We start from the raw sequence: 12,736 nt of genomic DNA on the forward strand, positions 1-12,736 counted from the left end.
CCGGCCTGTAGGCCGGTTTTTTTATGCATACGCAAATCTTATTTCTTTGCGCGAATTATTTGCCCGAAATGTGAAGAGAGTCAACAAGCCAGGTCAATGAGAGACAATTTAGGCCTGTCCAGAATTATCCCCCCTCTGTACCATTACGTATACTCACTCCAACGATAAACAACAGTCAGCACACTACCTGTCAGCCAGGAGAGCGAGTCGAGTGATAGCGCGACGGCAGGTAGTCATACAAGAGGGAAATTACGATGGAAAAGAAACATATCTACCTGTTCTGCTCAGCGGGCATGTCAACCTCGCTGCTGGTGTCAAAGATGCGTGCGCAGGCTGAAAAGTATGAAGTCCCTGTGGTGATCGAAGCGTTCCCGGAAACGCTGGCGGGCGAAAAAGGTCAGACAGCAGATGTCATTTTACTGGGGCCACAAATCGCTTATATGTTGCCAGAAATTCAGCGTTTGCTCCCACATAAACCGGTCGAAGTCATCGACTCGGGGCTGTACGGTAAGATTGATGGTTTAGGTGTATTAAAAGCTGCTGTTGCAGCCATTAAAAAAGCTGCTAATTAATTATTTATTTTTCCCGTCAAAGAGTTATTTCACACACAATACGCCGTAACCTGCGTTACGGCATTTAAGGGTATTTTCCTATGAGTAAAGTCATTGCTTCACTTGAAAAGGTACTCCTTCCTTTTGCTGTTAAAATAGGAAAGCAGCCTCACGTTAATGCCATCAAAAACGGCTTTATTAAATTAATGCCGTTGACGCTGGCCGGGGCAATGTTCGTTTTAATTAACAACGTTTTTCTGAGCTTTGGTGAAGGTTCCTTCTTTTATTCATTAGGAATTCGGTTAGACGCTTCCACGATTGAAACCCTTAATGGTCTTAAAGCCATCGGCGGCAACGTATACAACGGTACGTTGGGTATTATGTCGCTGATGGCGCCTTTCTTTATCGGAATGGCGCTGGCAGAAGAGCGTAAAGTGGATCCACTGGCCGCAGGTTTACTCTCTGTCGCAGCATTTATGACGGTGACCCCTTACAGCGTCGGCGAGGCTTATGCGGTCGGCGCTAACTGGCTGGGTGGCGCAAATATCATTTCGGGTATTGTTATCGGTCTGGTCGTTGCGGAAATGTTCACGTTCATTATTCGCCGCAACTGGGTTATCCGTCTGCCGGATAGCGTACCGGCATCGGTATCTCGTTCATTTTCCGCGTTGATTCCAGGCTTCATTATTCTCTCCATTATGGGGATTATCGCCTGGGCGCTCTCTCACTGGGGCACAAACTTCCACCAGATCATTATGGACTCTATCTCTACGCCGCTGGCGTCAATGGGTGGAGTGGTGGGTTGGGCGTATGTCATCTTTACCTCCCTGCTGTGGTTCTTCGGCGTGCATGGTTCACTGGCACTGGCGGCGCTGGACAGCGGTATCATGACCCCGTGGGCACTGGAAAACGTTGCGCTTTATCAGCAGTACGGCTCCGTTGATGCGGCGCTGGCAGCCGGTAAAACCTTCCATGTGTGGGCGAAGCCAATGCTCGACTCCTATATCTTCCTGGGGGGGACCGGGGCGACGTTGGGTCTGATCATCGCGGTCTTTATTGTCTCTCGTCGTGCCGATCATCGTCAGGTTGCGAAGCTGGCGCTGCCGTCAGGCATCTTCCAGATTAACGAACCGATTCTGTTTGGTCTGCCAATCATCATGAACCCGGTGATGTTCATTCCATTCATCCTGGTGCAACCGCTGCTGGCGGCAATCACCCTGACCGCGTACTACCTGGGCATTATCCCGCCGGTGACCAACATTGCACCCTGGACCATGCCAGCCGGTCTGGGCGCGTTCTTTAACACCAACGGTAGCGTCGCGGCCTTCCTGCTGGCGATATTCAACCTCGGGATGGCAACCCTGCTTTACATGCCATTCGTGGCAATAGCGAACAAAGCGGCAACCGTTATCGATGAAGAAGAGAGCGAAGAGGATATCGCCCTCGCACTGAAATTCTAAAATTGCACGGCGCGGGGCAACCCGCGCCAGCTAAAAGGAGATTAACGATGTTAGATTTGGATAGTATTGTCGCAGACGAAACCGTAGAAAACGATCTGGAAGAAGTAGTGATGGGGCTTATCATCAACTCTGGACAGGCCCGTAGCCTGGCGTATGCCGCGCTGAAGCAGGCCAAACAGGGTGATTTCGCCGCAGCAAAAACCATGATGGACCAGTCCCGTCTTGCACTGAATGAAGCGCATCTGGTGCAGACGAAGCTCATCGAAGGCGACCAGGGCGAAGGGAAAATGAAGGTGAGCCTGGTGCTGGTCCACGCGCAGGATCATCTCATGACCTCCATGCTGGCGCGCGAGCTGGTGGCAGAGTTAATCGAGCTTCACGAGAAGATGCAGTAAGTCAGGTCAGGCAGCAGGAGGTCAGCACGATGGAAATTAAAACCGCATTTGAGCAGCAGCTGTTTAATGGCAAGAATTTTCACGTGGTGATTTACAACAAGACGGAGAGCGCCAGTGGTCTGCACCAGCATGACTACTACGAGTTCACAATTGTTCTGACCGGCCGCTACTACCAGGAGATCAACGGTAAGCGTGTGTTACTGGAGCGCGGAGATTTTGTCTTCCTGCCGATGGGGTCCTATCACCAGAGCTTTTACGAGTTTGGTGCCACACGCATTCTGAACGTGGGTGTCAGCAGACGCTTCTTTGAGAAACATTATCTTCCGCTGGTACCGTTCTGCTTCGTGGCGTCACAGGTCTATCGCGTCAAAAACGAGTTCATGACCTGGATTGAAACGGTTATCGCCTCGCTTAACTTCCGCGACAATGAGTTCGACGAGTTTATTGAAACCGTGACGTTTTATGTGATGAACCGCCTTCGCCATCATCGCGAAGAACAGCAGCAGGTGAGCGACGATATCCCCCAATGGCTGCGGGGCACCATTGAAATGATGCATGATAAATGTCAATTCAGCGACAATGCCCTGGAAAATATGGTGGCACTTTCCGGTAAATCGCAGGAGTATCTCACTCGTGCGACGCAGCGTTATTATCGTAAAACGCCTGTGCAAATCATTAATGAAATCCGGATTAACTTTGCCAAGAAACAGTTGGAAATCACCAATTACTCTGTCACCGATATTGCTTATGAGTCAGGTTACAGTAGTCCCAGTCTGTTTATTAAAACGTTTAAGAAGTTTACTTCGTTTACACCAAACAGTTACCGCAAAAATTTGACGGTAATTAATTAATACCCGGCGATTTTATTCGCCACGAATATTGACGTAATTGCTTGCCCAAATAGCGGGAAGAGAACGCTATACCTTGCAGGCGGTTAACCTGATACGCTAAGGGAGATATTATGCAACAGAAATTAAAAGTCGTAACCATTGGTGGCGGCAGCAGCTATACCCCGGAATTACTGGAAGGTTTCCTGAAACGTTATCATGAATTACCGGTCAGCGAATTATGGCTGGTGGATGTAGAAGAAGGTCAGGAAAAGCTGAATATTATTTTCGACCTGTGTAAACGTATGGTTGAGAAAGCCGGTGTGCCATTGACCGTACATAAAACGCTGGATCGCCGTCTGGCGCTGAAAGATGCTGATTTCGTCACCACCCAGCTGCGCGTTGGCCAGCTGAAAGCACGCGAGCTGGATGAGCGTATTCCGCTGAGCCACGGCTACCTGGGCCAGGAAACCAACGGTGCGGGCGGTCTGTTTAAAGGCCTGCGTACCATTCCGGTGATTTTCGACATCATCAAAGACGTGGAAGAGATTTGCCCGAATGCGTGGGTGATTAACTTCACCAACCCGGCGGGAATGGTGACTGAGGCAGTCTATCGCCACACCGGTTTCAAACGCTTTATCGGCGTCTGTAATATCCCGATTGGCATGAAGATGTTTATCCGCGACGTGCTGGCACTGACCGACAACGACGAGCTCTCCATCGATCTGTTCGGCCTGAACCACATGGTCTTTATCAAGGATGTGATTGTTAACGGCACGTCGCGCTTTGCCGAACTGCTCGACGGTGTGGCTTCGGGTCGACTGACTGCGGCCTCGGTGAAAAACATCTTCGATCTGCCGTTCAGCGAAGGCCTGATCCGCTCCCTGAACCTGCTGCCGTGTTCGTATCTGCTCTACTATTTCAAGCAGAAAGAGATGCTGGCTATCGAAATGGGCGAGTACTATAAAGGCGGCGCGCGTGCGCAGGTGGTACAAAAAGTTGAGAAGCAGCTGTTTGATTTGTATAAAGATCCAAATCTTAACGTTAAACCGAAAGAGCTGGAGCAGCGCGGCGGGGCATACTATTCCGATGCGGCCTGCGAGGTGATCAACGCCATTTACAACGACAAGCAGGCTGAGCACTACGTCAACGTGCCGCATCATGGCCACATTGATAATATCCCGGCTGACTGGGCCGTTGAGATGACCTGCATTCTGGGTCGCGATGGCGCGAAACCGCACCCGCGCATTACCCACTTTGACGACAAAGTGATGGGCCTGATCCACACCATTAAAGGCTTTGAGGTAGCAGCAAGCAATGCGGCGTTGAGCGGTGAACTGAATGATGTGCTTCTGGCCCTGAACCTCAGTCCGCTGGTGCACTCCGATCGTGACGCTGAGCAGCTCGCGAGTGAGATGATCCTGGCGCATGAAAAATGGCTGCCAAACTTTGCTGCAACGGTTGAGAAACTGAAGTTCACCCACCGTTAAGAGGATGTACGATGGAAAACCTGCTGATCGTAAACGCCGATGATTTTGGCCTGTCGAAAGGGCAGAACTACGGGATCATTGAAGCATGTCGTCGGGGTGTGGTGAGTTCAACCACGGCGTTGATTAACGGCGAGGCAGTTGAACATGCGGCTCAGCTAAGTCGGGACGTTCCCGGGCTGGGGGTGGGCCTGCATTTTGTTCTGACGCTGGGAATGCCGCTTTCACCGATGCCGGGCCTGACGCGTGACGGGCAGTTAGGGAAATGGATTTGGGAAATGGCAGAGCAAGACGCTCTGCCGCTCGAAGAGATTACCCGTGAACTGGATTGCCAGTTCAATCGCTTTGTTGATGTGTTTGGCAAGGAGCCGACGCACATCGACAGCCATCACCACGTGCACATGATCCCGGCGATTTTCCCGATTGTCGCGGAGTTTGCACAGCGTAAAGGCGTCGCGATCCGCGTGGATCGTGAGGTGCCCGGAGTGCCGGACTGCGCTGTGAAATCAACAGATGGGTTCAGCAGTGCATTTTACGGCGACGAGATCGACGAAGCGCTGTTCCTGAAGGTGCTGGATGAGTCCGCCGCTCGCGGTGAAAACTCTGTAGAGGTGATGGCGCACCCGGCATTTGTCGATAATACCGTGCGGAAAAGTGCCTACTGCTGGCCGCGTCTGGTGGAACTGGACGTGCTGACGTCGGCGTCGCTGAAGTATGCGATTGCCGAGCGCGGGTATCGTCTGGGGACGTTTGGGGATCTTTGAGACAAAGCCCAGTGGCGGCTTCGCCTTACCGGGCCTACAAAACCAATCGACATGTAGGCCGGGTAAGCGTAAGCGCCACCCGGCTTGTTTCACGCCGGAATCTGATCGATCTTGCTGCTACGCGACCATACGCGATGCGCGGCGAGTAAATCAAACAGCTTCGTCATAAAGGCATCGTCAACGTTATCGCCCTCGACAATGCCGTCCTCACCCTGATCGGCTACCTTCAACTGCGCCTTAAACTGTCGCGCATCGCCTGCCAGGGCGATCGGTTTCAGGTGCTTATAGGCTTCCAGCAGATAATAGACGGCGTCACCGTTGGTCAGCAGGCTGTCAATGTCCCCGCACGGCACAATCACCGCATCGACGGTCAGTGAAGGCGCCCCGGCAAAGGTCGCCGCCACCGGCAGCACGGAGCCATCATCGGCAGTCACTTCGCCCATACGGGAATAAAGCAGTTTCGCATGCACACCGTGGGTTTTCAGCGCCTGCATAATCCCCAGCACGTCGCTGGCGCGAGTTTTGTCGTTCAGCAGAATGGCAACCACGCGGCCCTTAATTGATCCACCCGGTACGGCGTACAGGCTCAGAGACGGATCCTTTTTCAGCCCGTTAACGTCTTTTGGTGGGGCTGCGTTACGTTGCTCATCGGTCAGGGTAATGCCGAGGTTATCGGCGACGCTCTGCGCAAGCTGGATATCGATTCGCGCCAGCTGATCGACCACGCGCTCGCGGATGTAGGTACGCACCACCTTGCTCAGCTCAAAGCTGAAGCCGCCGATGATATGCTGCTGCTCAATCGGGGTCTGGCTGTTCCAGAACAGGCGAGGATGGGCGTAATACTCACCGAAGGATGGGCTGCGTTCGCGAATTTTGGTTCCCTCGACGCGTTCCTGATACGACTCAAACCCACCACGTTTCGGGCCCGGTGGTGTTTCACGCGGCCAGTTATCGTTGATCGAGTTCGGTTCGTAGTTCGCCGGGTTGGTGTCGATATCCTGGCGATGCATCCCGTCGCGTTGGAAATTGTGATACGGGCAGGTAGGGCGGTTAATGGGGATTTCGTGGAAGTTCGGTCCGCCAAGACGGCTGATCTGCGTATCGGTATAGGAGAACAAACGCCCCTGTAACAGCGGGTCGTTGGTGAAATCCAGTCCCGGCACGATATGCCCTGGGTGGAAGGCGGCCTGTTCGTTCTCGGCAAAGAAATTATCCGGGTTGCGGTTGAGCACCATTTTTCCTACCAGCTGAACCGGCACCAGTTCCTCAGGAATGAGTTTGGTCGGATCAAGCAGGTCGAAATCAAATTTGAACTCGTCTTCTTCCGGGAGCAACTGTAACCCCAGTTCGTATTCCGGGAAGTCTCCGGCTTCAATGGATTCCCACAGCTCGCGGCGGTGGAAATCGGGATCGCGGCCAGTCAGCTTCTGCGCTTCATCCCACACCAGCGACGCTTTACCCGCGACAGGTTTCCAGTGGAAGCGCACGAAAGTGGCTTTGCCTTCCGCATTAATCAGGCGGAAGGTGTGGATGCCAAACCCTTCCATGGTGCGATAGCTGCGTGGAATGCCGCGGTCTGACATCGCCCACATCACGTTGTGTAAGGTTTCAGGCTGCAGGGAGACATAGTCCCAGAAGGTGTCGTGCGCGCTTTGCCCCTGCGGTATGGCCCAGTGGGGCTCCGGTTTTACCGCATGGACAAAGTCAGGAAATTTATGCGCATCCTGAATGAAAAACACCGGGGTATTGTTGCCGACCAGATCGAAAATACCTTCTTCGGTATAAAATTTGGTGGCGAAGCCGCGGATATCGCGCACCGTGTCGGCCGAGCCAGCGCCACCCTGCACGGTAGAAAAGCGCACAAACACCGGGGTAATTTTATCCGGGTCGGAGAGGAAATCCGCTTTGGTAATGTCTTTCAGGCTCTTATAGGGCTGGAAGTACCCGTGCGCAGCCGAGCCGCGCGCGTGAACGATGCGTTCCGGTATGCGCTCGTGGTCAAAATGGGTAATTTTTTCCCGCAGGATGAAATCTTCAAGCAGGGTTGGCCCGCGCGTGCCTGCGCGAAGGGAGTTCTGATCGTCAGCAATACGCACGCCCTGATTGGTCGTGAGCGCAAAACCTTCGCCACCTTTACGGTGTGGCTCAAGCGATTCCAGCTTCTCGTTCCCCGTATCCGGCGATTTCATGCTTCCCGGTGCGGTAGGCTGCTCGCCAGGCGCGGAAGGGCCCGGTGAGGGGCGGTGAGAGCCGTCAGCAGGGGCGAGAGAGTCCATACCCGGTTGAGATTCCTCAGTGCCATGAATCGGTGATTGATGTGTTTTATCTTTGTTCGACATTGCACGCTTCTCCTTTATCCATTGCTAAAAACCCTATTAAGGATAGAACAATGTCGTGAGATGGCTCGCGAACTAAGAGTTTTCACATGCCATCGTTAACGAAAGGAGCCGTCTCACCCACTCGGAGCGCGACGGAAGGTAGCAGGATCGGCTATCATAGAATTTTCCTGCTTCAAGAATTTGCTTTAGTGAACCAGTCGCTTATGAAACCTCTTCGTCAACAAAACCGCCAGGTTATTAGCTATGTACCCCGCGTTGAGCCCGCGCCGCCTGACCATGCCCTGAAAGTGGATGGTTTTCGCGATGTCTGGCAGTTACGGGGTAAATACGTGGCCTTTGTGCTGATCGGCGAACATTTTCGCCGCTCTCCCACGTTTACGGTGCCGGAGTCAGCGCAACGGTGGGCGATGCAGATCCGCCAGGATGAAGAGGTTGAAGAATAACAGCCATAAAAAAACCGCCATCATGAAGTGAACCCCGAAAGTTGGACATCCAACGATTAGGGGTTTTGCGTTTCAATGGGCAGAAAAAAATATTCATCTGAATTCAAGCAACAAGTTGTTCTCCACTATCTGAACAGTGGTGACGGTGCAAAGAAAACGGCCAGGCTGTTCGGCGTCGATCACGGAGCGGTCAGACGCTGGACTGAACACTGGAAAGTGAACGGGGTGAACGGTTTTTCCATTCCTACCAGAGCTTACTCTGCTGAGTTCAAAGAGTCTGTTGTGCTCTGGATGCAGCAACATAACAAGTCATCCCGGAAAGCTGCGGCGGAGTTTTGCATCGCAACCGCTTATACTGTCAGCAAGTGGGAGCGCCTTTACCGTGAAGGCGGTGTTATTGCCTTACAAGATAAACCCAGAGGGCGTCCGGTGAAGTCTGGTAAGAACGAAACGTCAGATAAAAAACTTAAAAATTCCCCTCCAGCGTTTCAGAGCGTTGAAGAAGAGCTTGAATACTTGAGGGCGGAAAATGCCTACCTAAAAAAGCTTCAGGCCTTGATTCGGGAAAAGCAGAAGACAAAGCAAAAATAATTACCGAATTGAGGCAAAACCATAACCTGAGGATGCTGCTTCATATAGCAGGATTGCCTCGCAGCACTTACTACTGGCACGTTAGGGCGGAGGACAGTGGAGAGCGCTATGAGGGCGAACAGCAAAGAATAGCCGCACTGTTTCATTATCATAAAGGACGATATGGTTACCGCCGCATTACCCTGGCGTTGCGCAATGAAGGCTACGGCATAAATCATAAAACAGTACGAAAACTGATGCGTAAGATGGGGCTGGCCTCATGCCTGAGAAGCAAGAAGTATCAGTCATACAAAGGTACCTACGGTAAAATCGCACCAAACATCCTGTCTCGTAATTTTAAGGCCAGCAGTCCAAACCAGAAATGGGTTACAGACGTGACCGAGTTCAACGTAAAAGGGACAAAGCTATATTTGTCACCAGTGCTGGATCTGTATAACAGCGAGATAATAGCCTGGCATATGACGACGCATCCGGGAATGAACCTGGTCGACAACATGCTCAGCAAGGCCATACAGCGGCTAAAGCCAGATGAAAGACCGATACTGCACTCTGATCAGGGCTGGCAATATCAGATGGCACGGTATCAGGAAAAGCTTAAGGTTAAAGGTATAGAGCAAAGCATGTCGCGCAAAGGAAACTGTCTGGACAATGCAGTGATAGAAAACTTTTTTGGTCTGTTGAAGACAGAATGTTGGTACCACGAAGAGTATGAAAATACGGACCATCTACGAAAAGTAGTGGAAGAGTACATCCATTATTACAACAACGAACGAATCAAGCTAAAACTAAACGGCCTGAGTCCAGTACAATACCGAACTCAGGCTATGTCAGCCGCCAGTTAAGAAAGTGTCCAATATATGGGGTTCACTTCAATCAGGCGGTTTTTTTATGTCAACAGTGATTAACGGTGAGCCAGTTCGGCGTCGTCTTCACTATCCAGAATTGCTTTGTCGGTCTGCTTCAGCCACTGGCTGGTCAGCGTACCGGCGGTCATTGAGCCGCTCACGTTCAGCGCGGTACGTCCCATGTCGATCAGCGGTTCAACGGAGATCAGCAGCGCTACCAGCGTCACAGGCAGACCCAGCGCAGGCAGAACAATCAGTGCGGCGAAGGTTGCACCACCACCGACACCCGCAACGCCTGCGGAACTCACGGTAACAATACCCACCAGGGTGGCAATCCAGACCGGATCCAGCGGGTTGATACCCACAGTCGGCGCAACCATTACGGCCAGCATTGCCGGGTACAGACCCGCACAGCCGTTCTGTCCAATGGTGGCACCAAAGGAAGCAGAGAAGCTGGCGATGGACTCAGGTACGCCCAGGCGACGCGTTTGTGCTTCCACGTTCAGCGGAATAGAGGCTGCACTGGAACGGCTGGTAAACGCGAAGGTCAGCACTGGCCACACTTTACGGAAGTATTTCAGCGGGCTGACGCCGTTAACGCCAAGCAGGATGCCGTGCACGACAAACATGATGCCAAGACCCAGGTAAGAGGCGACGACAAAGCTGCCCAGCTTGATGATGTCCTGCAGGTTTGATCCCGCAACCACTTTGGTCATCAGTGCCAGCACGCCGTAAGGTGTCAGCTGCATGACCAGACGGACCAGCTTCATCACCCAGCTCTGCAGGGTATCGATAGCGGTCAGCACGCGTTCACCTTTTGGCGCATCGTCTTTCAGCAGCTTCAACGCAGCCACACCGAGGAATGCGGCGAAGATCACCACGCTGATGATGGAGGTTGGGCTTGCACCGGTCAGGTCAGCAAACGGGTTTTTAGGAATGAAGGAGAGCACCATCTGCGGAACCGTCAGGTCAGCCACTTTGCCAGCATAGTTGGTTTGAATCGCCGTCAGACGCGCGGTTTCAGCGGTACCCTGGACCAGGCCTTCAGCGGTCAGGCCAAACAGGTTGGTCACCAGCACGCCCACCAGCGCGGCAATCAGCGTGGTGAACAGCAGCGTACCGATAGTCAGGAAGCTGATTTTCCCCAGCTGAGTCGCATTGTGCAGACGAGCAACGGCGCTCAAAATAGACGCGAACACCAGCGGCATCACAATCATCTGCAGCAGCTGCACGTAGCCGTTACCGACAATGTTGAACCATTGAATGGAATCTTTCAGTACCGGGTTATCGGAGCCGTAAACAGCGTGTAACGCCAGACCAAAGGCCACACCCATGACCAGACCGACCAGCACTTTTTTCGCCAGGCTCCACTGTTTGTGGCGTGCCTGCGCGAGAAGCAATAGCAATACAACGAACACAATAATGTTCGCGATGAGTGGAAAATTCATCCCCGTTCTCCTGATTTATTATACGGTCGGTTTTTACCGATCCTGATGGCGCAAGGTTAGCAGAAGTGTGATGCAGCGCTTATATCCAAATGGAATGGTTTATGACAAACGTGATTATTTTGTTTGTTTAATGTTCGATCTGGTGATGAATGAAACGATTGAACTGAAATTGCAGCGAATTGATCATCTGCGATGACCAGCGGACTGCACCATTTTCGGGCAACGTCTGCGGCATCCAGACGGCGTACGCGAAGAGTGCCATGCACAAAACGCGCTCCAGCTGATTGCCTTTTTGCGGGGCGAGAATGGGAAAACGGAAACGCCACCGGCAGGGCCACAGGAGGGGGACACCGGCAGGCGTCAGCATATCGGCAAGAATATGGCTTAAATAACCGAGCACCATCCCCTGTATGGCATCTGCCGGCACTATCCAGCTTTCAGGCACTTTTAAATAGAACAGGGTGAGCAGGGCAAACACGGCCAGCAGGCTGTGGGTAAACCCACGATGGCCAAACGCTCTGGCAATGGGTTTGGCGATCCACTTCAACCGTTGTCCAAGAAACGACTTGGGGTGATCGATGTCCGGCAGGAGACAGGTTAATACGGCGGAAGGGACGATATGCCACCAGTCACCCTGTGCCAGCACAGGGGTCAGTTCAGCGTTTTTGGCAAACACTGCGCATGCAATTGAAAAAAGCAGGTGGCCTTCCGCCGTCATGATAAAACCCAACAAACTGTCAATTCATACAGTATAGGGTTTTTATACAGTGTGCGGAAGAGGTGACGGTGTAACTCTTTGTCACAAAGCGGCGTCAGCGCGCCAGCCAGCCACCGTCTACGGCCAGGGTGTGACCGTTGACATAATCCGATGCAGCAGAGGCAAGGAAAACAACCGGACCTTGCAAATCCTCCGGCAATCCCCAACGTCCGGCGGGGATACGCTCCAGGATCGCCTGGCTACGCTGTTCGTCATCGCGCAACTGCTGCGTATTATTGGTCGCCATATAACCCGGCGCAATGGCGTTCACATTGATGCCATGCGTAGCCCATTCGTTGGCGAGCAGGCGCGTGATACCCAGAACGCCACTTTTAGACGCGGTGTAAGAAGGCACGCGGATCCCCCCCTGGAATGAAAGCATCGAGGCAATATTGATGATTTTCCCGCCCTGACCCTGCTGGATAAACTGTTTGGCCACCGCCTGAGAGAGGAAAAAAACCGATTTGAGATTCAGGTTAACAACGTCGTCCCAGTCTTTTTCACTGAATGCCAGGGCATCCTCCCGACGAATGGTGCCAGCGTTATTCACCAGAATATCGACGCGTCCCATCTCAGCAACAGCGCTATCCACTACGCGCTGAATGCTCTCCTGTTGACCGAGATCGGCCCGAATCGCCATAAATCGACGCCCGAGGGCGGTGATGCGCGCGGCCGTTTCGTCGGGAACTTTACGGTTCACGCCAACAATATCGCATCCGGCTTGTGCGAGCGCCACGGCCATGCCCTGTCCCAGCCCGGTATCGCATCCCGTGACGATGGCCACTTTTCCTGAAAGAGTGAAGGACTCCAGTATCATACGCGCCTCAGA

11 protein-coding genes and 1 pseudogene are annotated in these 12,736 nt (G+C 52.8%); 8 read left to right on the forward strand and 4 right to left on the reverse strand.

Translation table 11 applies throughout. From position 1 onward, the window contains the following. Positions 1 to 254: 254 nt before the first annotated feature. The 6 genes and pseudogenes from chbB (at position 255) to chbG (ending at position 5,484) form a co-directional block, all read left to right on the forward strand. Positions 255 to 572, forward strand: a complete 318-nt coding sequence (gene chbB / locus N2K86_RS08995; protein ID WP_010430144.1) for a PTS N,N'-diacetylchitobiose transporter subunit IIB — start codon at positions 255 to 257, stop codon at positions 570 to 572. An 80-nt stretch (positions 573 to 652) separates the two neighbouring features. Continuing rightward, positions 653 to 2,011 (forward strand): PTS N,N'-diacetylchitobiose transporter subunit IIC, encoded by a 1,359-nt coding sequence (gene chbC / locus N2K86_RS09000; RefSeq protein ID WP_260661215.1) that lies wholly within the window; start codon positions 653 to 655, stop codon positions 2,009 to 2,011. Between the two features lie 47 nt (positions 2,012 to 2,058). Next, positions 2,059 to 2,406 carry a PTS N,N'-diacetylchitobiose transporter subunit IIA gene (chbA, locus tag N2K86_RS09005; protein WP_010430147.1) on the forward strand — a complete coding sequence of 116 codons (348 nt, stop codon included), beginning with the start codon at positions 2,059 to 2,061 and terminating at the stop codon, positions 2,404 to 2,406. An 11-nt stretch (positions 2,407 to 2,417) separates the two neighbouring features. Further along, positions 2,418 to 3,257, forward strand: a pseudogene (chbR, locus tag N2K86_RS09010) (transcriptional regulator ChbR); the annotation flags it as partial. Positions 3,258 to 3,367: 110 nt separating this feature from the next. Beyond that, entirely contained in the window at positions 3,368 to 4,723 is a 1,356-nt protein-coding gene (locus N2K86_RS09015; protein ID WP_089599100.1) for a 6-phospho-beta-glucosidase, read from the forward strand. Positions 4,724 to 4,734: 11 nt separating this feature from the next. Next, positions 4,735 to 5,484, forward strand: a complete 750-nt coding sequence (gene chbG, locus N2K86_RS09020) for a chitin disaccharide deacetylase (RefSeq protein ID WP_260661216.1) — start codon at positions 4,735 to 4,737, stop codon at positions 5,482 to 5,484. 89 nt (positions 5,485 to 5,573) lie between these two features. Here the strand turns inward: chbG and katE are convergent, their stop codons facing one another. Beyond that, positions 5,574 to 7,823 (reverse strand): catalase HPII, encoded by a 2,250-nt coding sequence (gene katE, locus N2K86_RS09025; RefSeq protein WP_260661217.1) that lies wholly within the window; start codon positions 7,821 to 7,823, stop codon positions 5,574 to 5,576. 203 nt (positions 7,824 to 8,026) lie between these two features. On the opposite strand from katE, the gene cedA reads away from it, so the two are divergent. Together cedA and N2K86_RS09035 are read left to right on the forward strand one after the other, a co-directional pair. Next, positions 8,027 to 8,266 (forward strand): cell division activator CedA, encoded by a 240-nt coding sequence (gene cedA, locus N2K86_RS09030; RefSeq protein WP_010426120.1) that lies wholly within the window; start codon positions 8,027 to 8,029, stop codon positions 8,264 to 8,266. Positions 8,267 to 8,341: 75 nt separating this feature from the next. Next, positions 8,342 to 9,699, forward strand: a protein-coding gene (locus tag N2K86_RS09035) for an IS3 family transposase (RefSeq protein WP_260661141.1) whose coding sequence is annotated in 2 segments (ribosomal slippage) — positions 8,342 to 8,804 and positions 8,804 to 9,699 — 1,359 coding nt in all. Because the reading frame shifts where the segments join, the coding sequence is not laid out codon by codon here. Positions 9,700 to 9,758: 59 nt separating this feature from the next. On the opposite strand, the gene tcyP is transcribed toward N2K86_RS09035, so the two are convergent. From tcyP to kduD, 3 genes are all read right to left on the reverse strand, one after another. After that, entirely contained in the window at positions 9,759 to 11,150 is a 1,392-nt protein-coding gene (tcyP, locus tag N2K86_RS09040; protein ID WP_260661218.1) for a cystine/sulfocysteine:cation symporter, read from the reverse strand. Between the two features lie 127 nt (positions 11,151 to 11,277). After that, positions 11,278 to 11,868 carry a metal-dependent hydrolase gene (locus tag N2K86_RS09045; protein WP_120158863.1) on the reverse strand — a complete coding sequence of 197 codons (591 nt, stop codon included), beginning with the start codon at positions 11,866 to 11,868 and terminating at the stop codon, positions 11,278 to 11,280. A 94-nt stretch (positions 11,869 to 11,962) separates the two neighbouring features. Next, positions 11,963 to 12,724 carry a 2-dehydro-3-deoxy-D-gluconate 5-dehydrogenase KduD gene (kduD, locus tag N2K86_RS09050; RefSeq protein WP_010426114.1) on the reverse strand — a complete coding sequence of 254 codons (762 nt, stop codon included), beginning with the start codon at positions 12,722 to 12,724 and terminating at the stop codon, positions 11,963 to 11,965. Between the last annotated feature and the right edge of the window lie 12 nt (positions 12,725 to 12,736).

Origin of the sequence: Enterobacter mori (assembly GCF_025244905.1) — a bacterium.
GTDB classification, from domain to species: domain Bacteria; phylum Pseudomonadota; class Gammaproteobacteria; order Enterobacterales; family Enterobacteriaceae; genus Enterobacter; species Enterobacter mori_A.